The following is a 24,659-nucleotide window of genomic DNA, read 5'->3' on the forward strand; positions in this document are numbered from 1 at the left end:
TGTGTGCGAAAAGGAAATTAACACCATGAGCCAAGGTCTGAATTCTGAAATCGGTCGGCTACGCCGCGTGTTGGTGTGCCGTCCTGGCTTGGCGCAGCAGCGTCTGACTCCCGCTAACTGCCGCGATTTGTTGTTCGATGATGTGCTCTGGGTAGAGCAGGCGCGTAATGATCACGACGCCTTTACCAATGCCATGCAAAGCCGCGATGTTGAAGTGCTGGAGCTGCACAACCTACTGGCCACCACCGTGACTGACCCAGCCGCCCGCTCGTGGCTGCTGGACCGCAAGCTCGCCCCCGGCACAGTCGATACCGAGCTGGCGCAGCAGCTGCGCCCTTGGCTGGAAGACCTGCCGCCCATGCGCTTAGCGGAACACCTGATCGGCGGCTTAGCCCGGGCTGAACTGCCGTTTGAGCCAGATGGCCTGTTAGCCCGGTATGCCAACGCCAGCGACTTCCTCCTACCGCCACTGCCAAACACCCTGTTTAGCCGCGACAGCAGTTGCTGGATCGGTGAGGGCGTGGTCTTGTGCCCGATGTATTGGCCTGCACGCCGCCAGGAAACTTTGCTCACCGCTGCGGTTTATCGCTTTCACCCGCTGTTTGCCGGCAACGTCACCACCTGGTGGGGTGACCCGGACGTCGACCACGGCGGTGCCACTCTAGAGGGTGGTGATGTGATGCCGCTGGGTAATGGTGTGGTGTTGATCGGCATGGGTGAACGCACCTCACCGCAGGCAGTCAGCCAACTGGCTCGCGCCTTATTTGCCCAAGGTGGCGCCACACGAGTACTGGCCGCACAAATCCCGAAATCCCGGGGCGCCATGCACCTGGATACAGTGTTTACGTTCTGCGACGTCGACCTGGTGACCAGCTTCCCGGAAATGGTTGATGCGATCCGCGTGCACAGCCTACGCCCGGGTGATCGTGAAGGCAGCGTGGATGTACACACCGAAACCAAGCCGTTTTTACAAGTAGTCGCCGAAGCATTGGGCTTGGCCAAACTGCGTTCCGTGGCCACCGGCGGCGACGCTTGGCAGTCCGAGCGTGAGCAGTGGGACGACGGTAACAACCTGCTGGCATTAGCGCCGGGCGTGGTCATGAGCTATTCACGCAACACTCACACCAATACCTTGCTGCGCAAGGCTGGCGTTGAGGTCATCACCGTTCCGGGTTCTGAGTTAGGCCGCGGCCGTGGAGGCAGCCATTGCATGTCGTGCCCCATTGAGCGCGACCCCATCTGACCCCTATTGACGGCGGCAACCCCACATCGAGCCATTGCTGGCGCTCTACCCGGCGAACATGGCGCTGCTGCAAGCCACGCCATATAAGGCGGTGCGGATGGCAGCGCTTTACTCAAACCGCCGGGGCAACTGTATAAAGATTACGACCCCAGTGGCAGGTGACGGCCCAGATGGATGTGGACGCCCAGCCACTCGCGGATGCGCTCGGAACTGTAACGCCGATCTGCTGATCCCAGACAATACGGCGTGCAATCTATTGGCGTATACAGGTGCTCATAATGTCTCGGTAGATAAACCAAGGTGGCGCGATGGACTTTAAGGATTACTACAAAATACTCGGCCTTGAGCCGGGGGCCGATGACAAGGCAGTCAAAGCGGCCTACCGCAAACTGGCACGCAAATACCACCCCGATGTCAGCAAAGAAAAGGGCGCCGAGGATAAATTCAAGGAAGTCGCCGAAGCCTATGAAGTGCTGAAAAGCGCCGAAAAACGCGCTGAGTACGATGAGCTGCGCAAATACGGCCAGCAAGGCAAACCCTTTGAGCCACCGCCCGGCTGGCAACCCCGTGGCAACTCCGGCTTTACCGATGAAATGGGCGGCGGCGGTGATTATTCGGACTTTTTCGAATCGCTTTTTGGTGGCGCCGGACGCTCTCAGCGAGGCCCGCGCAACAGTTCACGACGCGGGCAGGATGTGGAAATGGAATTAGCGCTGCTGCTGGAAGAAACCCAGACGCAGGACACCAAGCAAATTGCCTTTCAGCTGCCGCAATACAGCCCTAACGGCCAACCACTGCCAGCCATCAATAAGACCCTCAACGTAAAAATCCCACCTGGCGTGACTAACGGCGAGCGCATTCGCCTGAAAAATCAGGGTGCTCCGGGTGTGGGCGGTGCTGCGAATGGTGATCTGTACCTAATCATCCGCTTGGTGCCGCACCCACTGTTCGATGTCGAGGCCTCCAACCTGATTCTCACTGTGCCCTTGGCGCCTTGGGAAGCGGCGTTAGGCGGCTCAATCACGGTGCCCACGCTGACCGGTAAAATCAGCCTGCGTATTCCCGCTAACACCCAAAGTGGGCAGCGGCTGCGCATCAAGGGCAAGGGCCTGCTGACCAAATCCGCGGAACCCGGCGATATGTTTGCCCTGTTCAAAATCGTCATTCCCGCTCAGGCTGACGAAGCCACGCGTGCGCTCTGGGCGCAGCTGGCCGAGCAAGCCGCTTTCAACCCGCGCGCGCAGTGGAGTCAGTGATGAGTAGCCTGATCATGCAACTAAGCACCCACGAACTTTGCCTGTGCGCCGAGCTGCCACAGACAGTCCTGCTGGAAATTGTCGAGCACGGCATTGTCGAGCCCAGCGGCCAAACGCCGGAACAATGGCAGTTCGACGCTGACGCGCTGATCATCGTCAAGCGCGCCTATCGCCTGCAAGCCGAACTGCAGATTGACTGGGCCGGTGTCGCCTTAGCGCTGCAGTTACTGGATGATTTGCAACAACTGCGCGGTGAAAACAGCCACCTGCGCCAACGCTTAAACCGCTTCGAAGAACCCTAGCCGAACCGGCATAACTGAGCAGCGTGGCAAAACCGGCGGCTGCAATGCTGCGCCTCTGCTACCCGCTTGCGCAGTGCGCAAACACTCACCTCAGGCGGTATCGTTCCCAAGGAGAAAGGCATGTTTAAAGCAGGTCACTTGCACCGTGCCAACCTGACTGAAACACCCGGTATGCCGGCGTTTTCAATCGATATCCATTACCAGGTGCGCACCGATGCAACTGAAGGGCAGATGGTGCATTTCCACATTCTCGGTGAGGTGCAAGGTATGCCGTTCGAGGAGAGTGTCGAACTGCACCGCGACACGGTATTCAACTTCGCCAGCACGCTTACCCGCATTGCTGAAAAACATGGCTTACACCCTAAATTTGGTGCGGTGCTGGCCCACCATAAAGAATACGACCAGATGTTTGAGGACATCCGCAGCCAGGTCCATGGCGTGTCTGGCGAGGCGATAAATTTCGACCACCTGCGTCAAGATGGTTTTTAGCGGCTGAAGCATTATTCGCTTCTTTTTTAGCCGCCAGCGCCCTCAGCTAACGGCTATTACACCGCCTAAAAGTCGCCACCTCGGCACTTCTTGACCCAAATCAACACCCATCACCACGCAAAAGCGCCCACTAACTTTTGGACCAAGCGTTTAACGGAGAGCTGCTATGACGGAGTCAACACGCAAACTTAAACTGGGTGCCTTGGTTGCCCTCGTTGTGGGGTCGATGATCGGCGGGGGCATATTTTCGTTGCCGCAAAACATCGCGGCCAGCGCCAGCGCCGGCGCAACACTGGTCGGCTGGCTTATTACCGGGGTCGGTATGTTGACCCTGGCCTTCGTCTTCCAGACCTTAGCCAACCGCAAGCCTGAGCTGGATGGCGGTGTCTACGTTTACGCCAAGGCCGGCTTTGGCGATTACATGGGCTTCTCATCAGCCTGGGGCTACTGGATCAGCGCGTGGATCGGCAACGTCAGCTACATGGTCCTGTTGTTTGCCACCCTCGGCTATTTCTTCCCGGTATTTGGGGAGGGCAACAACCTCGCGGCCATCATCGGTGCGTCGGTGGTGCTGTGGCTGCTGCATTTCTTGGTGCTGCGTGGCATCCACGAAGCCGCCTTTATCAACACCCTGACCACTGTCGCCAAGATTGTGCCCCTCGCGGTGTTCATCGTCATCGCCGTCATCGCGTTCAAGCTGGATGTATATACCGCTGATTTCTGGGGCAGCAATAACCCCGAATTGGGCAGTGTGATGGACCAAGCCCGCAACATGATGCTGGTTACCGTCTGGGTGTTTATCGGCATTGAAGGCGCGAGTATTTTCTCCGCCCGCGCTGAAAAACGTTCAGATGTGGGCAGGGCCACGGTGGTGGGTTTTATCGCTGTGATGCTGCTGTTGGTTATGGTCAACCTGCTGTCCCAAGGCATCTTGGCGCAAGCCCAATTGGCAGGCTTAAAAAACCCATCGATGGCCGCTGTGCTGGAACATGTGGTTGGGCCTTGGGGCGCGATGCTGATCAGTGTCGGCTTGATCATCTCCCTCGCCGGGGGGTTACTGTCTTGGACTTTGCTGTGTGCCGAAATCCTCTTTACCAGCGCCAGTGACCACACCATGCCGGCCTTCCTGCGCAAGGAAAACGCCAACAAGGTGCCGGTCAATGCCCTGTGGCTTTCTAACGGTTTAATCCAGCTGTTCTTAGTCATCACCCTGTTTAACGATGCCACTTACTTAAAACTGCTGTACCTGGCCACCTCGATGATTCTGGTGCCGTACTTCTGGTCCAGCGCGTATGCCCTGCTCCTGACGGTGCGCGGTGAGACTTACGCTGGCGAGGCCGGTGAACGCAACAAGGACATGTTGATTGCGCTGATCTCTACCGTCTATGCCGTATGGCTGGTGTATGCCGCCGGTGTGCAATACCTGCTCCTCTCGGCATTGCTCTATGCCCCCGGTGCCATCCTATTCGCCATGGCCAAGCGCGAGCTGGGTCAACAGGTGTTTACCGGGGTAGAAAAAGTGATTTTCATCGGCGTGCTGGTTGGCGCAGCGATTGCGGCTTACGGCCTGTATGACGGGTTCTTGAGCATCTAATTGGCAAAAGGACAGAGTGCATGAACACTGCAAAAATCAAACTGGGCGCCCATTCCGAAGCGGGCAAACTGCACAAGGTATTGGTCTGCTCGCCTGGCTTGGCGCACTTGCGCCTAACCCCGGACAACTGCGACGAACTGCTGTTCGACGACGTTATCTGGGTTAGCCAGGCTAAACGTGACCACTTCGACTTTGTCAGCAAAATGCGCGAGCGTAATATCGAAGTGATCGAGATGCACAACATGCTCACCGACGTGGTGCAAAACCCAGAAGCGCTGAAGTGGATTCTCGACCGTAAAACCTCAGCTAACCACGTGGGCGTCGGCCTGCACAATGAAGTACGCAGCTGGCTGGAAAGCCAAGAGCCGCGCAAGCTGGCTGAGTTTTTAATTGGCGGCGTATCGGGGGCTGACCTCAATGCCAACGGCGGCAGCGACATGGCCAAGATGTTCAGCGACTTCCTCGGCGCATCCAGCTTTATCCTGCCTCCCTTACCTAACACCCTGTTCACCCGTGACAACAGTTGCTGGATCTACGGTGGCGTGGTGCTCGACCCGATGTACTGGCCCGCACGCAGACAGGAAACCCTGTTGATGACGGCCATTTATAAATTCCATCCGGACTTTATAAATGCCGACTTCAAGGTCTGGTACGGCAACCCGGATGAGGACCATGGCGCGGCTACGCTGGAAGGCGGCGATGTGATGCCCATTGGCAACGGCGTGGTTTTGATCGGTATGGGTGAACGTAGCTCCCATCAAGCCATCGGCCAGTTAGCGCAATCGCTGTTCAAAGCCGGCGCCGTACAACGGGTCATCGTTGCCGGCCTGCCAAAATCCCGTGCAGCCATGCATTTGGACACCGTATTCAGCTTCTGCGACCGCGACCTGGTGACCATCTTCCCCTCGGTGGTCAACCAGATTGTGGCCTTCAGCATTCGTCCCGATGAAAGCATGCCGGGCGGCCTGGATATCCGCCGCGAACCTAAACCATTCCTCGACGTAGTGGCCGAGTCGCTGAACCTAAAAAAACTGCGGGTGGTGCAAACCGGCGGCGACAGCTTTGAAGCCGAGCGCGAGCAGTGGGACGACGGCAATAACTTGATTTGCTTGGAGCCCGGGGTGGTCATCGGCTATGACCGCAACACCTTCACCAATACCTTGCTGCGTAAAGCTGGCGTGGAAGTCATCACCATCAGTGCCAGCGAGCTTGGCCGTGGCCGTGGCGGCGGTCACTGCATGACCTGTCCGATCATCCGCGACCCGATCGATTACTGAGTCTTTTTCAATGGCGTTGCACTTTAAAACCCAACGCCGCTGACCTTACGTTTAATTTCTGCAGAGGCAACTCAACATGGCTTTTAACATGCACAACCGCAGCCTCCTCAGCCTGATGCACCACACCCAGCATGAGCTGCGCTTTCTGCTGGACCTGTCCCGTGACCTTAAACGCGCCAAATACACCGGCACCGAACAGCAACACCTAAAAGGCAAAAACATTGCCCTGATTTTTGAAAAAACCTCGACCCGCACCCGCTGCGCGTTTGAAGTGGCGGCCTACGACCAAGGTGCCAATGTCACCTACATCGATTCGACCTCCTCACAAATCGGCCACAAAGAGAGCATGAAAGACACTGCTCGCGTGCTTGGCCGCATGTTTGACGCGATCGAGTACCGCGGCTTCGGTCAGGAGATCGTCGAAGAGTTGGCCAAGTTTGCTGGCGTGCCGGTGTTTAACGGCCTAACGGCCGAGTTTCACCCCACACAAATGATTGCTGACGTGCTGACCATGCTTGAACACAGCGACAAGCCTTTGCATGAAATCAGCTACGCCTACCTGGGCGACGCCCGCTACAACATGGGCAATTCACTGCTGATGATCGGTGCCAAACTCGGTATGGATGTGCGCATTGGCGCGCCCAAAGCCCTCTGGCCAACAGAAGAATTTGTCGCCCAGTGCCAGCGTTTTGCCGAAGAGAGTGGCGCGCGCATTACGCTGACGGAAAACCCCGAAGAAGCGGTCAAAGGCGTCGATTTCATTCACACCGACATTTGGGTGTCCATGGGTGAGCCGGCCGATGCTTGGGACCAGCGCATCGCTCAACTGCTGCCCTACCAGGTGAACGCAAACATGATGAAAGCAGCCGGCAACCCACGGGTGAAATTCATGCATTGCCTGCCGGCTTTTCACAACAGCGACACCACGGTGGGTAAAGACATTGCCTCGCGCCATCCAAACCTGGCGAACGGCGTTGAAGTGACCGAAGAGGTCTTTGAGTCGCCCGCCAACCTGGCCTTCGAACAAGCGGAAAACCGCATGCACACCATCAAGGCAATTTTGGTCTCGACCCTCGCCAACCTTTAAGGAGCCGTGACTATGCGCATCGTTGTCGCCCTCGGTGGTAATGCTCTTTTACGCCGTGGTGAACCCATGACGGCGGACAATCAACGCAACAACGTGCGCATTGCCACTGAACAAATCGCCAAAATTGTCGCCGGCAACCAGCTGGTCATCGCTCACGGCAATGGCCCGCAGGTGGGTTTGTTAGCCTTGCAGGCGGCGGCTTACACCTCGGTTAACCCCTACCCCTTGGATGTCCTTGGTGCAGAAACCGAAGGCATGATCGGTTACATGATTGAGCAAGAGCTGGGCAATCTGTTGCCGTTTGACGTGCCATTCGCCACCTTGCTCACCCAAGTAGAAGTCGACCCCAACGACCCGGCCTTTGCCAACCCCAGCAAACCCATTGGCCCGGTTTACAGCCACCAAGAAGCTCTGCGCTTAGCCAAGGAAAAAGGCTGGAATATCGCCGCCGATGGCGATCAATTTCGCCGCGTTGTGGCCAGCCCACGACCCAAGCACATTTTTGAAATCCGCCCGATTAAATGGCTGCTGGATAAAGGCACCATCGTCATCTGCGCCGGTGGTGGCGGTATTCCAACCCAGTACAAGGACGGCAAACTGCAAGGCGTCGAAGCGGTAATCGATAAAGACCTTTGCAGCGCATTGTTGGCTGAGCAACTGGAGTGCGATTTGCTAGTCATCGCCACCGACGTTAACGCCGTCTTTATCGATTGGGGCGAGCCGACACAAAAAGCCGTGGCTAGCGCTCACCCCGATGCGCTGGAGAAAATCGGGTTTGCTGCCGGCTCCATGGGGCCAAAAGTTCAGGCCGCGTGTGAGTTTGCCCGCAACACCGGCAAGGCCGCGGTAATCGGCTCTTTGGCCGAGATTGAAGCCATTGTTAACGGCCACGCCGGCACACGCATCAGCATCGCCGCAGCCGGCATCAGCTACCGATAGCCCAACAGAGCAACCGACCGGTTAAGACGAGCGCACGCCACAGGTTACGGCGCGACTGTGCGCTAGGGCACAGACGCCATGCAGCGTGCAGTGCAGAAATGTACAGTGAAGCACCCACCTCGTCCCCCAGGACTCTGCCATGACGCCCTCCTTCTCACCCACCCTCGTCAACCCGCGACAGCTGCAAAACCCACAGATGGATAGCCTCAGCAGCAGGCTCGCATCATGAACGCTGCTCGCGCGCTGGCGTATGTGATGCTTCTGTTGGCCCTCACCGCCTGCGGCAGCACCGTCGGACCGTCTGCAGACAAAGCCGGCACGGCCGCGCTGGATGTAGGCTTGAACCCGGTTCTGCCTGCGCCGCAACCGTCTTTGCTGCCGATCGTCGACATCGCACCCGCCGTGGGTTGGCCTGCGGGCAAAACCCCACTGGCAGCGCCTGGCCTGCAGGTACAAGCCTTCGCCAGCGGGCTCGACCACCCACGGTGGCTGCATGTGCTGCCCAACGGAGACGTACTGGTGGCCGAGAGCAATGCACCGGCAAAACCGGATGGTGCGCAAGGCCTGCGTGAATGGGTGGCCGGTATGATCATGGCGCGTGCTGGGGCCGGCGTGCCCAGCGCTAACCGCATCACCCTGCTGCGCGACACCACAGGTGACGGCAAGGCTGATCTGCAGACGGTCATGCTTGAGGGGCTGAACTCACCTTTTGGCATGGTGCTGGTGGGCGACTCCCTCTACGTCGCCAACACTGACGCCGTGTTACGTTTCCCTTATGCACCCGGCCAGACGCGCATCACCGCGCCGGGCAGGCGCGTGGTTGAATTGCCCGCCGGGCCTATCAACCATCACTGGACTAAAAACCTGATCGCAAGCGCGGACGGTCGTACGCTCTACGTCACCGTCGGCTCGAACAGCAATGCGGGCGAGCGCGGGATGGCGGTTGAGGCCGGGCGTGCATCAATTTGGGCGGTCGATGTGCGCACCGGCAAGCACCGCGAAATGGCCACCGGCCTGCGCAACCCCAATGGCCTGGCCTGGGAGCCGCACAGCGGCAAGCTGTGGACGGTGGTCAACGAGCGCGACGAACTGGGCAACAACTTAGTCCCCGATTACCTCACTGCCGTGACTGACGGAGCTTTCTACGGCTGGCCGTGGAGCTGGTACGGCCACCACGTTGACAGCCGCGTCACCCCGCCCAACCCCTCGCGTGTGGCACAAGCGGTGGTACCTGACTATGCACTCGGTTCGCACGTCGCCCCGCTGGGCCTGGCCGCTGTTCACGACCAAGCGCTGTTGCCGTCACTCGCGCAGGGCATGTTCGTCGGCGAACATGGCTCATGGAACCGCAAGCCTCCCAGTGGCTATGCCGTTGTGTTCGTAACGTTCGCGGCGGGCCAGCCCACAGGAGCGCCGCCGCTGAGCGTATTGAGCGGTTTTTTAGCTGCGAATGGCGATGCTTATGGGCGCCCAGTCGGCGTTGCACTTGAGGCCAATGGCGCACTGCTGGTGGCGGATGACGTTGGCAATACCGTCTGGCGGGTGAGCACTGCGCGCTGATCTCACTGAGTAAAACGGCCACGCATAAGGAGCGTAAAGATGCAAATCGGTATGATCGGCCTCGGCCGCATGGGTGCCAGTATGGTCACCCGCCTGCTACGCGGCGGCCATGACTGTGTTGTGCATGACCATGGGTCTGAAAACATCGCACGCCTGAGCGCACTCGGCGCCACGGGCAGCGCATCGCTCATGCAATTTGTTGACTTATTACAGGCACCCCGCGTGGTTTGGCTGATGGTCCCGGCGGCGGCCGTCGACGCCCTGCTGGAACAACTGACGCCGCTGCTGCAAGCGGGTGACATGGTTATTGATGGCGGCAATTCGCATTACCACGACGACCTGCGCCGCGCCGAGGCCTTGGCGACGTTAGGCATTGCCCACGTGGACGTCGGCACCAGCGGCGGCGTTGCTGGTCTGCAGCGCGGCTACTGCTTGATGATCGGCGGCGCCAATGAGTCGGTACAGCACCTCGCCCCGCTGTTTGTCACCTTAGCCCCCGGCGCTGGCAGCGCAGCGCCCACACCGGGCCGCCAAGCGGGGCCAAGCAGCGCCGACCAAGGTTGGCTGCACTGCGGGCCGCATGGCGCCGGGCACTTCGTGAAAATGGTGCACAACGGCATTGAGTACGGGGTGATGGCCGCCTATGCCGAAGGGCTTAACATCCTGCACAACGCCAATGTCGGCATGCGCGAGCATGCCGTGGATGCTGAAACCGCACCGTTGCGACAACCCGCGCATTATCAATACCAAATGGACCTGCCCGAGATCGCTGAAGTTTGGCGCCGCGGCAGTGTGATCGGCTCATGGTTGCTGGACCTCACGGCCGAGGCGCTAGCGGCCGACCCAACCTTGACCGGCTATGCAGGGCGCGTTTCTGATTCCGGCGAAGGTCGCTGGACTGTTCAAGCGGCCATCGATGAAGGCGTGCCCACGCCGGTGTTGAGTGCGGCGTTGTACGCGCGCTTTAGCTCGCGGGGCCAGGCTGATTTTGCCAACCGCGTGCAGTCAGCAATGCGCCATGAGTTCGGCGGCCACGTCGAGAAGCCCGACCAAGACCCACAGTCGGAGTCTTAAAATGATCCCTACCGCCACAGACCCGCACGCACACCCTGCCGATGCATTGGTCGTTTTCGGCGCCACCGGTGATCTGGCCTACAAGAAAATTTTCCCGGCGCTGTACGCCATGTGTCAGCGCGGTACGCTGACGATGCCGGTGATCGGTGTGGCCTCATCTACTTGGGATGTCGAGCAACTGCGTACGCGGGTGCGCGAAAGCATTCAGCAGATGGACGGCGAGGTTGATTGCGCGGCGTTGCAATGCCTCTTGTCAGCGCTGCAGTACGTCAGCGGCGACTACGCAGACGCGAGCACTTTCACGGGGCTGCAACAAGAACTGCGCGGTGCGCAGCGTCCAGCCTTTTACTTGGCCATCCCACCGGCATTATTTCCCACCGTAATCAATGGCCTCAAAACCGCCGGGCTGGCTGATGGCGGCCGGTTGATCGTGGAAAAACCATTCGGCCGTGATCTGGCTTCTGCGCGCGCGCTTAACCAGGTCGCACTGGAGGCCTTTTGTGAGAACGCGATCTTCCGCATCGATCACTTTTTAGGCAAAGAAGCGATCATGAATATTTTGTATTTCCGCTTTGCCAACTCCTTTCTTGAGCCAATCTGGAACCGCAACCACATCGAAAGTGTGCAGATCACTTTGGCCGAACAGTTCGGCATTGAGGGCCGCGGCGCGTTCTACGAGAGCGCGGGGTGCCTGCGTGATGTGATGCAGAATCACTTGTTCCAGATTGTCGCGCTATTGGCGATGGAACCCCCGGCGAGCCGCGATTACGAAGCGGTGCACCGGCATAAAACTGATGTGTTCAGCGCCATGCGCCCGTTGGGTGCTGATGACATTTTGCGCGGGCAGTACCAAGGTTACCGCGATGAGCCACAGGTCGCCCATGACTCGGATGTTGAGACCTTTTGCGCCCTGCGCGTGCATATCGATTCTTGGCGTTGGGGTGACGTGCCGTGGTACTTGCGCGCTGGCAAGTGCCTGCCGCTGACTGCCTGTGAGGTGGTGGTGCGGCTCAAGCCACCGCCGCAAAACCTATTCGGCGACGCGGCCATGGCCGACACCGCCAACACCCTGCGCTTTCATCTGTCGCCGCACTCAACCATCGCGCTAACCGCCAGGGTTAAGCGCGCTGGCAAAGAATTTATCGGCGATACACGTGAGTTCACCTTGCTTGATGAAGAACCGGGCGAGCAGTCGCCCTATGAGCGTTTGTTAACGGATGCCATCAATGGCGACAGCGCGTTGTTTGCCCGCGAAGACGCCATTGAGGCGGCGTGGGCCGTGGTCGAGCCGGTGCTGATCGAGCCTCCACCGGTGGACGTGTACGCCCCTGGCTCATGGGGCCCAGACGCCGCCGAGTCGTTTATCGCAGGCACAGGTGGCTGGCACAACCCCACACTCACCTAACGCTCAGGGCATGCGCCCACACCCCGCCCTGACTCACATCAACTAAGCCAAGGCCGCTGGTTTAGTTAAATGCCCTTACCGAGCACCTGCCCGTTGACGGTTTTACCGTAGAGGCTGACGCCGTCGTTGGCGTGATAGGTTTCGCGGGTTTTTTCGACCGAGCCATCGATCAAACGCGGGTCTTGCGGGCGCTCATGGCTGTTCATAAATGCCGCCACATGCCAGGCGTCGGCATCCGACAAGGTGCCGCCTTTGCCCAGCGGCATATTGCCCTTGATAAACGCCGCTGCGGTGTTGATCCGGTGCATACCGGCACCCCAATTGAATGAATCCGCGCCCCACAGCGGCGGGAATACGTACTCCGCGCCGGCCTTCTGCCCCTCGCCGCGCGGACCGTGGCACACCGCGCATTGCGCGGCATAAATCTGCCCACCTTGAGCAAGGTCAAAGCCATCAGCGGGGGGCGACACTGGTGCATAGCCACGGCCCGGCAACTCCTGCCCAATGGGTGCACCGGTGGCCAGCCAGTAGGAATAAGCCGACAGAGCCGCGATTACCGGGCTGTCCGCGGCCGGCGCTTTGCCGTTCATGCTGTACTGGAAGCAGCCCTGCAAGCGCTCGGCATAGCTGTTGACCTTGTCATTCTTTTTTCGGTACGCCGGGTACAGGGTGTACGCCGCCCACAGTGGCGCGGAGTTGGCTTTACGGCCTTGGTCAAGGTGGCAATTGGTGCAGGCGAGGCCGTTACCAACATATTCCGGCGCATATTTTTTGGTTTCAACGAAGATGGCGCGGCCTTGCTGCACCAGCTTGCCAAATGCGTTATCCGGCAGCTCACTCTCCACCGGCGGCTGGAAGGGGTGGCTGTTAGCCGGGTCATACGCGCGGGTGGGGGTTGGCGACTGATCGCCCAAGACGAGGGTCTCGGCATGAGCGGGAATGGCAAGTGCGATCAGCAGCAAGCTAGCGATGGAGGCGTTGGAAGCGTTCATCTTGCTGCTCCTGTGTCGGTCAAGTTGGCGAAATATGCCGAGACGGCGTTGATCTCATCAACGCTCAGGCTGCGGGCGATGTGCCCCATTAAATCGTTCGGGTCATTCTTACGAGTGCCCTGCTGCCAAGCGATTAGCTGCGCAGACAGGTACTGAGCAGACTGCCCAACCAGCGCCGGAAAGGCTTCGCCGACACCCACACCACTTGGTCCGTGGCAGGCGACGCATTCAGGAATATTGCGCGCCCACGCGCCACGCAACGCAAGTACAGCGCCCGGCCCCTCGGCTATAGCGGCGCGGCTGATACGCGCGACGGACGGTGACGGTTTGTTGGCTAGCAGCGTCGTCACGGCGGCCACCTCTTCAGCACTTAAGGCCGCTGCAATGGGTTGCATAATTGGATTGGCGCGCTGACCAGAAGCGAAATCAGCCAGCTGTTTAATCATGTAGCCGGCGGACAACCCCGCAAGTCGTGGGAAACCAGCGGCGGCTAAGCCCTCGCCCTCAGCACCGTGGCAGCTGACACACGCCATCGCGGCAGGGTTAGCGCCGCCTTTGGCATAAATGGCAGCCGGGGATGCGGCGTGGGTGGCCACTGACGCTACTAAAAGAAGCCCTGCAAGGAGCCAGCAAGGGACGTTCATATAGCCTCCACATCATGTCCGGTTAACAGCACGGGCCGCTTGTGTAGTGGTTAATGCATCACCGGCAGCGCCCCAAAATTTAGAGGGCTTGGTGATAGGGTCGGTACTTGCCGACTCAATCTGTAACCGGTGCAATGGCAGTACGACCTGTGTGATGGTTTTTGTGCATGCCCGCAGGCCGTGGCTTCTGTGTCGAAAGTGATCATCGTAGACTCCTTAAGAGCAGTCGATGATTCAACGTTCAGGCGAGGCCAAGCAATCCATTGGCTTCAGCACCGAGACTTCCATTATGAGCAGCTGAATCAGATCTCACACCCCGTTGTGGTTATCGCCAAGAGTCTTCGATAACGAAAATGCGCAACACTCACCACTCAGTTGCAGATGATCCACCTCGTCAAGGCGGCTGGTCTGTTCGCTGTCACACCTAGGCCAACAATTGGATCCACATCTTTGCTAACCCTGCCGCAGCATCTCGCCATGCTGATAAGTACGCGAGTCAGCGGGCCGTCTGATTTGTTGTGTCATGCAAATCATTGTTGGCGGGCAAGGCAGTAATTGGCCGCTCAGTGCTTCAAGACTGGAGCGACTGATACCAGTCAGTTTATGGCATGAACGGCCAACTCTCCATAACGGTCGCAGCGCGAAGGAAAACAGTCACTCACAATGCAGTGAGTTGGTTTAACTTAGTGGCCGGTTTGTTTATTAAATGCAATCAATTCGCCTCAATTTTTACGCTGCGGGCAGCTTGAGAAGAATCAGAAGGCAAGCATCGCCTCGATGCCAGAACACCCAATTTATTCCACGCCATACCTACTCTGCTGCAAGCGTTGACTCCACAAAGGTTTAGCCATGATAGAAGCACCCATTCCTGACTCCGAAGAGGCCCGCTTGCGTGCCCTTCACCAACTCGAAATTCTCGATACGGAAGTCGAAGAAGGGTTTGACTCAATTGTCAAAGCTGCAGCATTAGTGTGCGGCGCACCTGTATCACTGGTCAGCCTTGTCGATGCCGACCGGCAGTGGTTCAAAGCCAGTATTGGGCTAGGCGATGTCAAAGAAACGCAGCGCCACGGCTCATTTTGTTCGCATGCCATTTTGCAGAATATTTTTTTGAAGTGCCAAATGCGTTAGAGGACCAACGCTTTCACGACAACCCAATGGTTACCGGTGATGCGCATATCCGCTTTTATGCCGCCGCACCTTTGGTTGCGGCGGGTGGCGCACTAGTAGGTGAGCTCTGCGTCATTGACCATGTGCCGCGCACACTCAGCGCGCTGCAACAGCAGGTGCTACTGCAATTAGCCAAGGCAGCTAGTCAGTTAATGGAGATGCGCCGCATGGCTCGTCATGCCGAGCACAACGCAGCGCAGTTTCAGGCCTTAAGTGAGGCCTCGCCCTTGGGCATTTATGCAGCAGACCCCCAGGGGGTATGCACCTATACCAATGCGATCTGGCAGCGGGTTTTCGGCATGACCGCAGCGCAAAGCCTGGGTGCCGGATGGACCGCCACCCTGCACCCGGAGGATGCGCCCCAGGTATTTAGCCATTGGCAGGCTTGTGCTGAATCTGGCCTGGCGTTCGACATGGACTTTCGCATCTACCAGCCAGGTGGATCGCTGCGCGTTGTGCACAGCAAGGCCGGCCAGATACTCGATGCACAATGGCAACGAACCGGCTACGTCGGCACAGTTGAAGACATAACCGAGCAATCCAAGGCGAAGCACGCGACCCAGTCGCTGCTTAGCATGATCAAAAACCACTTCATCGTCACGGTATCTGACCTGCAGGGCCGAATCAGCGAGGTGAATGACGCTTTTTGCGCTATCAGCGGCTACTCGCGCTCAGAGCTGTTGGATCAAGACCACCGCATGTTGAACTCAGGCGTTCACCCCAAACCATTCTTTGCCCACCTTTGGCAAACGCTGGAGAAGGGCGAGTCGTGGCAAGGCGTGATATGTAATCGCAAAAAAGACGGTGGGATGTATTGGGCCGATACCGTCATAGCACCGCTCAGAGGTGCGGACGGCGAAATCGAACACTATGTTTCTGTGAGTCGCGATGTATCACAACGCAAACAGATTGAAGATCAACTGAGCAAGAGCCAGCTCTTTCTCGACCGAACGGGTCGCATGGCAGGCGTCGGCGGATGGGAGATCGACCTGCGCGTGAACAGCGTGTACTGGTCTGACGAAACTAGGGGCTATTCACACCGCCCAGTGACTTGAAGACTGTTACCCAGGAGGAGGCCAGCGCAAACGCAAACTGTTCGCTGCGATCGCGCAAGCGCTGTTCAGAGCGTTGCGCCTCTAACCAACTGCTGGCATCACTCAGACCTGCCCGATACTGTGTTTCAAAGACTGCAGACGCTTCCAATTGTGACTGCAATGCTAGAGATATCGCACGCGCTGATCGATTGCCTTGCGCCACGTCAGCGAGCGCTGCGTCAGCTTCGATATAGGCACGATGTACAACTTGTCGATACTTGGCCACGGCCTCCTGCTGCACTGCCGCTGCGCTCCCTCGGTCTGCCGCCAATCGCCCACCGTCGAAGAAGTTCCAGCTGATTCCGCCCGCCAACATGCCCACTGCTGCGCCAGGGCCGGTCAAGGCGCTGAATGTCCCGCCAGCAAGCCCAGCAGTAGCGTCAACTTTGAGTGTCGGCCATATCGCTGCGTTGACGGATTCGACATCTGCACCTGCTGCGCGCATCAATGCCTCAGCTTGCAGCACATCGGGCCTGCGGCTTAGCAGCTCTACAGGAAGCACTGCCCCTACAGTCAGATTCAGTGGCTTAGTTCCTGGGGCCGCGGCAAGTTGATCGGCTAGTTCCGATGGCGTGCCATGCAACAGCATGCCCAGCGCAGCGAGGATTGATGTCATGCTCGAGCGAAGCGCGACCTCATCCGCCTGAACTTCTTGCAACTGGGCCCGTGCTCGCAAGCTGTCTGCAGGCATGGCAAGACCCGCATCGGTTCGTACCTGTGCAATCTCTGCGAGGCTCTGCGCCGATGCAACAGCGCTCTGTGCAACTTTGAGCCGCGCCTGTACTGATCTTGCAGCTAAGGTTTGTCGAACCACCTCCGCACTGACGATTAAGCGCACGCCCATTTGATCCGCTTGAGAAGCTTCTACACGTTCGCCTGCCGCGCGACTTGCCGCGCCTAGGCGGTCAAACAAATCAATCTCCCAACTGAGGCTCCCCTGGGTAGTGAGGGTACTAATCGTGCGCGCAGAGCCCGTCAAGGACTCCTCCTGCGAAGAGCGCTGTCGTGAGGCTAGTGTGTCGAGTTGCAGGGTTGGTGAGGTCTCGGCCTTAGCTCGCTCGAATAGGGCACGCGCCCGCAGCAAACGCGCATGCGCAATCCCGATATCACTATTTCTTTTCAAGGCCTCGTCAACCCAGCGGTCGATCAAAGGATCAGCAAAGCGGGTCCACCATCGGTCCAAGGTATCCGGCGCGATGCTGGGTTGCAGCGATGTCTGAAACTGTGTTGTGTCAGAGAACGCCGGTGCCATTTCCGCGCGCGCTGATGCCACCGCCGTGGCAGATGCGCTGGAAGGTGCGGTTGCACAAGCACTGATCGAAAAAACGACAGTGAGCCCAACAGCATGAATCCACAGGCGCTTAGGAGAACCCATGACATTACGCATCGCGAGGCAAGTGGCACCGATCATCGCGGCGCCCCTGCAGGCCAGCCGATGACATAGGCGTCTACCTGCTGGCCCACGAAGAAGCCGGCCGTCCCGGGTGGCAGTTTGAAGATCAGCTGCAACACCCGTGTGTCCACGCGTTCGTCAGCCGCATTGTTGAGCGATCGCTTAGGCTTGACGAGCGGCTCGAATCGCACGAAATCACCTTGCACCGATACCCCCGAAGCGCCGCGGGGCGAGACGGTTACTGTGAAGCCGGACGCCGTCGTCGCGACCTTGCCGCTGTCCCCGTCCTTCAGCCCCAGTCGCGGGATGTCGGCCTCGTCGATGTCCACTCGCACATGCAGCGGGGAAATGCGCCCGATGGTCAACAGCGCCTGGCCGGGCTGACCCGTGGTGGACGCTGCAGCATATTGACCCGGACGAGCCCGCACCTCCAACACGGTGGCGTCCATCGGCGCATGCAGTGCGAATTGGCCTGCCCGAACGCGGGCTGCATTCAGCGCCGCTGCGGCCTCATCCTGTTGCGCTTGGGCCAGGCGCACGCGTGCCTGTGCCTGCTGTGCTGCACCTTGGCGGCGCAGTAACTCTTCGCGCGACATGGCGCGGGGGTCGGCTACGCTCTCATAAATCGCCAACAAGCCCTGCTTATCCTGCAGTTCAGCCAGGGCCAGTTCTGCATTGCGCTGCGCAGTGGCCAAAGCGGACACGCGCAGGGCGACGTCAGCCACGGCGTCCCGGTCGTCGATTTGTACCAGCAACTGCCCCTTGGTTACTGTTACACCCGGCGCAACGGCGACGCTGCGCACGATGCCGCCCAGTGCGGGCGCCAGTTCCAGCGATTCGCTGGAAGGCTCGATCAAGCCCGTGCCGGCCACCGTGGTTGCTGCCGATGAGTCTGATCTGCCTGGCTGGCTGGCACTGGGTGCGGCAGCAGGCATGATGGCTGGAGCCCTCGACGCGTCGTTGGGTTGCCTGGACAGTGACTGCCAGACGGCATAGCCGATCAACAGCACGGCCACTGCGGGCAACAGCCACTTCAATACCCATTAGCGGCGTTTCATTCAGCGGTTTCCTCTTTGCTCATGCGTTCATCGGACGGACGATCCGCTTTCGATGCAACCAGCCGTCCGTCTTCCATTTCGACAATGCGGTCGGCGAACTCGTAGACGCGGCTGTCATGCGTCACCACGATCACGGCGCGCCCAGGCTGCACAGCCATCGCGCGCAGCAGTTTCATCACCGCATGGCCTGATGCGGCGTCCAGGGCCGAAGTGGGCTCGTCGCACACCACCAGCCGCGGTCCAGGGGCCAGCGCGCGGGCGATGGCTACGCGCTGCTGCTCGCCACCCGACAGCTTCGATGGCAGCAGGTTGACTTTGGCTGCCATGCCCAGCTTCGCCAGCATGGCAGCACCCGCTGCGGTGGCTGATTTGCGTGAAGCGCCCGCTGCGGCGAGCGCCAGACCTGCGTTCTCGGCCGCGGTCAGCGTCGGCAGCAAGTTGAACTGTTGGAAGATGAATCCGACTTCGCGCACGCGAAAGTCCACGAGCGCGCGGCTTGATAGCGATGATAAGGGTGTACCGAATAGCTCCACATTGCCGTCTGTGGGCGACAAGATGCCCGCAATGATGGAAACCAGGGTCGTCTTGCCGCAACCCGATGGGCCGACCAGCAGCGTTAATTCTCCGGAAGGCAGGGTCAGGTCGACGCCATGCAGGACGCGGTTGCGTTCTTCACCATCGCCGAAGTCCTTGACGATGGATGTGCAACGGATGGCCACCGGCGCCGATGCGGCCGGTGCGGGCGTCAAGGCCTTTGTGATGTCTGTGCGCTCAGCCACGGAACACGATCGCTGCATCGGTAACCACCACCTTGCGCACAGACGCCAGCGACGCGACAAACGTGATCACCAGCACGGCAGCGCCCACGCCCACCATTACCTGCCAGGGCAAATAGAAGGTGGAGAAGTCGGCCGCCGCGCCGGCCAGTGCCTGCAAAACCCAGGCTGCCGCGCCGATGCCCAGGCCGAAACCCACCAGCGCAGCCAGTTGCGCCTGCATCAGCACCATGCGGACCAGCACGCTGTTGCGCACACCGATGGCTTTCAGGGCGCCAAGCTGGCGTAAGTTGTCGCGCACGAACAGGCTCAGCGTCAACGCCACGATGACTGCGCCGACGATGGCGCCCAGAATCACCACCACGGCGAACGAGTACACGATGCCGCTGGTGGCCACGGTGTAGTCAATGCTCTGCCGCACAAACGCCTCACGCGTGGTGCCCTTGAGCCCCGTGTCGGCTTCAATGCGCTGGGCCAAGGCCGCCATATCTTGGCCATCGGCTGCCTTCACGAGGATGAACGACAGTGCGTTGCGTCCGCTGGGCGCAAAACGCAAGGCATTGGCGTAGCGCGTGAACACGATGGCTCGGCTGACGCCGAAGACCGGCAGGGTGTCGACGATGCCTGCCACCACGGCGCGCCGGTCGTTCAGCTCGAAGCTGCGCCCCAGTGCTTCAGGCTCACCCGGAAACAGCAGCTTGTAACCGCTGCGGTTGAGGAAGACGGCATCAGGGCTGCGCAAGTCTTCGAAGCGGCCGAGAAACAGTTTCTGAGGTGCACCCAGCAGAGTGGCATCGTCAACGCCCACCAGCCCAACGGGTTGGCTTGACCCATCGGCAATGCGCACCGCGCCCGCGCCACGCAGCAAGGGCACCGCCCAGGCAACACCGGGTACGCTCCTGACGCGTGTCACCTCCGACAGCGGCATGGCCACCGGCGTGTTGACGCTTTGGGTGCCGCGCCGCATCACCCATAGATCGGCCTCGGGCACGTCACGGACGCTGTTGCCCGACAGCGATATCAAACCGATGCAGAACGAGATTTGTTGGGCCATCAGTAGCGTGGCGAAGGCCACGCCGAAGATCAGCGAGAAGAACTTCACGCTGTCGCCGACGAGCATGCTGATGGCGACCCACCCTAGCTTGGCGGTCATACGGTTCCCCGACAGATTCTGTGGTCCCTCAAAATTTGTAGTTCAGCGTCGCCAGCACAGAGGGCTGGCCGCGATCTTCGGTGATTGGGCTGGTGGCCGCATCGTTTCGCAGCTGGTTGAAAGAGGCCCGACCGAAGAGTGTCCAAGCGTCGGATAGCGGCACGATCGCTTGCACGAAAGGACCGATGCTCTGTAATCCGCCATTGGCGTTGAACGTCGCCAGGCCAGAAGCGGCTGATTGCTGAGCTGATACGCCGAAGAAGTTGCGTGCATAGGTGTTGTCCATCGCCTTCACTTCCAGCCCCAGTGCGACGATCCCGGCGCGCGAGGCCAGGACCGTGTAACCCGCATCGACTTCAAGCTGTGTGCCGCGTCCGTTACTGCTGCCGAGGCGCGAGATGACCGTGCCACCGACAAAAGCCTTGCCGAGTTTGTATTCCATCCCTAGACGTATGGTGGGGGCTGAGCCGATGTCTCCCAAACCATTCAGGCGGGAATCGTCCTTGGTCTTTCGAGCATTGAGCGATGCTCCCAGCGATGCACTAGCTTTGAGGCCTTCGAGCAACTCCACTTCAGCCCCAATGCCTCGTATGGGGTTGATAAAGAACCAGTCTCGGTATCTGATATCGAAGGTTGGAATCGCCAAGGTCTTGCTCTTGCTGGAGCCGACATACAGGGGATAGACGCCGACAGCCGCTCCGGCACTTAAGGTCCAGTCACTGGTAGCCCCCGCAGGCGGCGTTGTTTGCGCCTGCGAAGCAGCTGATAGGGTCACCAAGATTAGGCCTGAGAAAATCCATTTGTTTGCTTTTGCGTTCATGATGTTGACTTATCTAGGTGAAGGGCAGCGGGGATTTTGAAGTGATTGATTGTTACTTGTGGCGAATGAAGATTGGGTGAAGACAAGTAGATCCTCGTTTCAAAGAGGACGTCGCAAGATGAAGAGACGATGAAGCTGGACACGAGGATGCAAGTGAATCGCCTCTACAACTCGTTAATTGGCTCTACATTAGAAAATCAAAAAAATCTGTAGAGCCTAACTCCGATGAAGATTCTGCTGGTCGAAGACGATTTGCCCCTGGGTCAATCACTACGCCGCGTGCTGGCTGACGAAGGTCATGCCGTTGTCTGGCTACGTTTGGCTGTTGAGGCTCAGCATCACTTGAGGGCGGGAGTCTTCGATGCCGTGCTGCTGGACATCATGCTGCCGGACGGCTCGGGGCTAGACCTGCTGGCGTCGATCCGTTCGCGCGGCGACACGGTGCTGGTGATGATGCTGACAGCACGCGACGCCGTGTCCGATCGCGTGGCGGGCCTGGATGGAGGAGCCGATGACTACCTGCCCAAACCCTTCGCGATGGAAGAGCTGCTGTCGCGCATCCGTGTGTTGCAGCGGCGCGGTCGCGGCCAGCTCAGCGCTTCCTGGCGTGTGGGCGACCTCAGTATCGACACTTCCCGACGACGCGTAATGATGGGTGATGCAGAGGTGGCGCTGTCGGCACGCGAGTACGACATCCTAGTCACCTTGGCGGCTGACCCCGGCAAGGTCATGACACGCAGGCAGATCGAGCGTTCACTGATGCTGAGTGAAGGCAGTGACAGCAATGCGTTGGACGTCCACATCTACAACTTGCGCAAGAAGCTAGGCGCAGCGTGCATTGTGACAGTGCGCGGCGTGGGCTACGCGCTGGAGACGATGTGATCAAGCACCCCTCGCTCTTACGCCGACTGGTGTTGTGGCAGGTGGCTGCGATGGTGGTGGCTTGGCTGGTGTTGAGCACCTGGCTGGTTGTCCAGATGACGAGCTTTGGTGATGGCGATCTGGACCAGCGCATGAAGACGTTTGCCAGCATGTTGTCCGAGACCGCTAGTGGCAGTGCCACTGTCAACAGCGGCGGCGACGCCGAGTTGCAACGCCGACTGGGCAACGCCGAGCGCATCTTCGTCGACGGCTTGATGCGCGACATGAACTCTATGGAGGGTCAGGCGCCGCTGTACCAAGTGTGGTCGCGTGACGGCACGCTGCGCCATGCCAGTGCGGGCGCCGCTGTCATGAAGATGCCTACACAGGGCAAGCAGTTCTCTGAGTTCGAGTTTTCCGGCCACAGGTATCGCGCGGTCCACGTCGAGAGCAGCGACACCAGCACAGTGGTCGCGATGGCTGAAAGATCGGATCGCCGCTTTAGTGTGCCGCTGCTCAGAGTCATCAAGGTCCTGGGACTGAGTCAATTGATGATCTTGCTGTGGTGTCTGGTGGTTACCGGCCTGGCAGGCTGGCGCGGTTTCAAGCCCATCACGGCCTTGGCCCAACAACTCGCCAGCCGTCGCGCCGGTGATCTATCGCCGCTGCGTGCAACCAGGCTCTACTCGGAGACGGCCCCCGTGGTTCAGGAGATCAACGCCTTAATGGCGCGCGAATCGGCTCGACTGGAAACCGAACGTGGCTTCCTAGCTGACGCCGCGCATGAGTTGCGCACGCCGCTGGCCGCCATCAATGCGCAAGCGCACCTGTTGGCCAGCACTGCCGATCCCGCCACGCGTGTCTTGGCGGTCGAAGAACTTCAACAGGGTATCGACCGGGTGTCTCACCTGCTGGAGCAACTGTTGACGGTGGCCCGGCTTGAAGCCGTGACGGTTGCCGCTCCACGCGAAACGCTGGACTTGGCCGAACTGTGCCGTCAGCGGCTGGCTCCGTTATCTCGAATGGCCCGCTCGCGGGCCATCGATCTGACCTTGGATGCACCCGAGACATTGAATGTTTGCATCCATCGCGCGGGCTTTATTTCGATTCTGGATAATTTGGTAGACAACGCGATTCGATATACATCCTCAGGTGGCCACGTAGCGGTGCGTTTGCTGATGCACCGCGATGAGTTTGAGCTCCAAGTTCAGGACGATGGTCCCGGCATTGCGCCCAAAAATCGCGAACGTGTCTTCGAGCGCTTTGTGCGCTTGCCGGGTCAGGACGAGCCGGGCAGCGGGCTGGGCTTGTCTATCGTGCAGCGCGCTGCGACTGCAGAACACGCCAAACTGCGCTTCATTGAGGGCCTGTCTGGGCGCGGGGTTGGTTTTTCGATACGGATGTCACAGTCCGTCCCAAGCGATTGAGCGTTTTGAGGCGAGGCTAGTGCTGCTGAAAATCAATGATGGCCGCTACCCATTCAAGAGCAGTACCACGGGTAGTTAGTTGGCGGTGAATCGCCCTGGTTTTGTAGACGCTGAGTGACTGCTCCTGGCACGTTCCTGCCTGTCACCACCGTCAGCTCTGGGTCAAAAAAGTCCGTTTCTATGGTTCGCGGTGTGGGATCCCTGAGCGGTAGGTTCGGATTGAATAGCGCTGGTCGCAGGGATTTGCCATGCACGGCGTTGCTCGACAAAATCCCGCTCCAATTCGGCCTAGAGTGCCGGACGTCGATGGTGAAAAGGAACTGGTGTTGAACGAACAGACATTGTCTATGCGCCTAGAGCGTGTGGCGGCGCATGTGCCTGCAGGTGCGCGGTTAGCCGATATTGGCTCGGATCACGGCTATCTGCCGGTGGTGCTGCTGAGCCGTGGTGCCATCAAGACTGCGGTGGCTGGGGAAGTGGCCTTGACACCGTTTCACGCGACGGAACGTACCATACGCGAGAGTGGCCTGAGCCATCTGATCAGCGTGCGTCTGGCAGATGGTTTGGCGGCAATCGAACCTGGAGACGCAATAACTGCAATCAGCCTCTGCGGTATGGGCGGCAAGAAGATTCGCGACATCCTCGACAGCGGTAAGTCCCGCCTGAGTGGCCAGGAGCGCCTAATCCTGCAACCCAACGGCGGTGAGCAGCCGCTGCGCCAATGGCTGATGGGAAATGGCTATCGCATCCTTTGCGAGGAAGTGCTTCTGGAAAACCGCTTTGCATACGAGATCATCGTTGCCGAACGCTCCGGGCCGGTGATGTACACCGCCGAGGAACTGTACTTTGGCCCTATGCAGATGCGGAAGCGCAGCCCGGCGTTCCTGGCCAAGTGGCAACGCATGTTACGTCTGAAGCAGCAGACCCTGGTCGACTTCGCTCAGGCGCGGCAGGCTGTGCCGGAGGAGAAGGTGCAGAAGGTGGCTCGACAGACGCAGTGGATTATTGACCTACTGGCGTGAGCCCGGCGCAGAAAGCGGGCGCT

22 protein-coding genes are annotated in these 24,659 nt (G+C 59.3%); 15 read left to right on the forward strand and 7 right to left on the reverse strand.

Annotation, left to right across the window (positions count from 1 at the left end):
* Positions 1–25 precede the first annotated feature (25 nt).
* The 11 genes from arcA (WF513_RS10420) (at position 26) to zwf (ending at position 12,226) form a co-directional block, all read left to right on the forward strand.
* Positions 26–1,243: an arginine deiminase gene (gene arcA, locus WF513_RS10420; RefSeq protein ID WP_339079302.1), complete on the forward strand. Its 1,218-nt coding sequence runs from the start codon at positions 26–28 to the stop codon at positions 1,241–1,243.
* Between the two features lie 308 nt (positions 1,244–1,551).
* Entirely contained in the window at positions 1,552–2,499 is a 948-nt protein-coding gene (locus tag WF513_RS10425) for a DnaJ C-terminal domain-containing protein (RefSeq protein WP_339079303.1), read from the forward strand.
* Positions 2,496–2,801: a chaperone modulator CbpM gene (locus tag WF513_RS10430; RefSeq protein ID WP_339079304.1), complete on the forward strand. Its 306-nt coding sequence runs from the start codon at positions 2,496–2,498 to the stop codon at positions 2,799–2,801. The genes WF513_RS10425 and WF513_RS10430 overlap by 4 nt, the downstream gene beginning before the upstream one ends.
* 120 nt (positions 2,802–2,921) lie before the next feature.
* Positions 2,922–3,290 (forward strand): DUF5064 family protein, encoded by a 369-nt coding sequence (locus WF513_RS10435; protein ID WP_339079305.1) that lies wholly within the window; start codon positions 2,922–2,924, stop codon positions 3,288–3,290.
* 166 nt (positions 3,291–3,456) lie between these two features.
* A complete protein-coding gene (gene arcD / locus WF513_RS10440) occupies positions 3,457–4,884 on the forward strand; it encodes an arginine-ornithine antiporter (protein WP_339079306.1) in 1,428 nt (475 codons plus the stop codon).
* Between the two features lie 20 nt (positions 4,885–4,904).
* Entirely contained in the window at positions 4,905–6,161 is a 1,257-nt protein-coding gene (gene arcA / locus WF513_RS10445; protein WP_339079307.1) for an arginine deiminase, read from the forward strand.
* Between the two features lie 76 nt (positions 6,162–6,237).
* Positions 6,238–7,248, forward strand: a complete 1,011-nt coding sequence (locus WF513_RS10450; protein WP_339079309.1) for an ornithine carbamoyltransferase — start codon at positions 6,238–6,240, stop codon at positions 7,246–7,248.
* 12 nt (positions 7,249–7,260) lie between these two features.
* Positions 7,261–8,187: a carbamate kinase gene (arcC, locus tag WF513_RS10455; RefSeq protein ID WP_339079310.1), complete on the forward strand. Its 927-nt coding sequence runs from the start codon at positions 7,261–7,263 to the stop codon at positions 8,185–8,187.
* A 225-nt stretch (positions 8,188–8,412) separates the two neighbouring features.
* A complete protein-coding gene (locus WF513_RS10460; RefSeq protein WP_339079312.1) occupies positions 8,413–9,747 on the forward strand; it encodes a sorbosone dehydrogenase family protein in 1,335 nt (444 codons plus the stop codon).
* 39 nt (positions 9,748–9,786) lie between these two features.
* The gene (gnd, locus tag WF513_RS10465; protein WP_339079313.1) at positions 9,787–10,821 is read left to right on the forward strand and encodes a phosphogluconate dehydrogenase (NAD(+)-dependent, decarboxylating); all 1,035 of its coding nucleotides are present in this window, start codon (positions 9,787–9,789) and stop codon (positions 10,819–10,821) included.
* Between the two features lies 1 nt (position 10,822).
* The gene (gene zwf / locus WF513_RS10470; RefSeq protein ID WP_339079314.1) at positions 10,823–12,226 is read left to right on the forward strand and encodes a glucose-6-phosphate dehydrogenase; all 1,404 of its coding nucleotides are present in this window, start codon (positions 10,823–10,825) and stop codon (positions 12,224–12,226) included.
* Positions 12,227–12,291: 65 nt separating this feature from the next.
* Here zwf and WF513_RS10475 read toward each other — a convergent pair whose 3' ends face one another.
* Both WF513_RS10475 and WF513_RS10480 read right to left on the reverse strand, forming a co-directional pair.
* Positions 12,292–13,218, reverse strand: a complete 927-nt coding sequence (locus WF513_RS10475) for a c-type cytochrome (protein ID WP_339079315.1) — start codon at positions 13,216–13,218, stop codon at positions 12,292–12,294.
* A complete protein-coding gene (locus WF513_RS10480; RefSeq protein WP_339079316.1) occupies positions 13,215–13,862 on the reverse strand; it encodes a c-type cytochrome in 648 nt (215 codons plus the stop codon). The genes WF513_RS10475 and WF513_RS10480 overlap by 4 nt, the downstream gene beginning before the upstream one ends.
* 1,019 nt (positions 13,863–14,881) lie before the next feature.
* Here WF513_RS10480 and WF513_RS10485 point away from each other — a divergent pair.
* On the forward strand, positions 14,882–16,087 hold the full coding sequence (locus tag WF513_RS10485) for a PAS domain S-box protein (protein WP_339079317.1): 1,206 nt from the start codon (positions 14,882–14,884) through the stop codon (positions 16,085–16,087).
* Here WF513_RS10485 and WF513_RS10490 read toward each other — a convergent pair.
* From WF513_RS10490 to WF513_RS10510, 5 genes are read right to left on the reverse strand one after another with little or no spacing between them, the layout of a single operon-like run.
* Positions 16,056–17,537: an efflux transporter outer membrane subunit gene (locus WF513_RS10490; RefSeq protein WP_339079318.1), complete on the reverse strand. Its 1,482-nt coding sequence runs from the start codon at positions 17,535–17,537 to the stop codon at positions 16,056–16,058. The two genes, WF513_RS10485 and WF513_RS10490, sit on opposite strands and share 32 nt — an antisense overlap.
* Positions 17,534–18,535: an efflux RND transporter periplasmic adaptor subunit gene (locus WF513_RS10495; protein ID WP_339083518.1), complete on the reverse strand. Its 1,002-nt coding sequence runs from the start codon at positions 18,533–18,535 to the stop codon at positions 17,534–17,536. Before WF513_RS10495 ends, WF513_RS10490 begins: the two co-directional genes overlap by 4 nt.
* A gap of 38 nt (positions 18,536–18,573) precedes the next feature.
* A complete protein-coding gene (locus tag WF513_RS10500; protein ID WP_339079319.1) occupies positions 18,574–19,356 on the reverse strand; it encodes an ABC transporter ATP-binding protein in 783 nt (260 codons plus the stop codon).
* Positions 19,349–20,506 carry an ABC transporter permease gene (locus WF513_RS10505; RefSeq protein WP_339079320.1) on the reverse strand — a complete coding sequence of 386 codons (1,158 nt, stop codon included), beginning with the start codon at positions 20,504–20,506 and terminating at the stop codon, positions 19,349–19,351. The genes WF513_RS10500 and WF513_RS10505 overlap by 8 nt, the downstream gene beginning before the upstream one ends.
* 28 nt (positions 20,507–20,534) lie before the next feature.
* Entirely contained in the window at positions 20,535–21,326 is a 792-nt protein-coding gene (locus tag WF513_RS10510) for a MipA/OmpV family protein (protein ID WP_339079321.1), read from the reverse strand.
* 225 nt (positions 21,327–21,551) lie between these two features.
* Between WF513_RS10510 and WF513_RS10515 the strand changes: the two genes are divergently transcribed.
* From WF513_RS10515 to WF513_RS10525, 3 genes are all read left to right on the forward strand, one after another.
* Positions 21,552–22,208: a response regulator transcription factor gene (locus tag WF513_RS10515; protein ID WP_339079322.1), complete on the forward strand. Its 657-nt coding sequence runs from the start codon at positions 21,552–21,554 to the stop codon at positions 22,206–22,208.
* Positions 22,205–23,614 carry an ATP-binding protein gene (locus tag WF513_RS10520; protein WP_339079323.1) on the forward strand — a complete coding sequence of 470 codons (1,410 nt, stop codon included), beginning with the start codon at positions 22,205–22,207 and terminating at the stop codon, positions 23,612–23,614. The genes WF513_RS10515 and WF513_RS10520 overlap by 4 nt, the downstream gene beginning before the upstream one ends.
* A 326-nt stretch (positions 23,615–23,940) precedes the next feature.
* Positions 23,941–24,636: a tRNA (adenine(22)-N(1))-methyltransferase TrmK gene (locus WF513_RS10525; RefSeq protein WP_339079324.1), complete on the forward strand. Its 696-nt coding sequence runs from the start codon at positions 23,941–23,943 to the stop codon at positions 24,634–24,636.
* Positions 24,637–24,659 lie beyond the last annotated feature (23 nt).

This window comes from Pseudomonas sp. TMP9, from assembly GCF_037943105.1.
In the GTDB taxonomy this organism is placed as follows: domain Bacteria; phylum Pseudomonadota; class Gammaproteobacteria; order Pseudomonadales; family Pseudomonadaceae; genus Aquipseudomonas.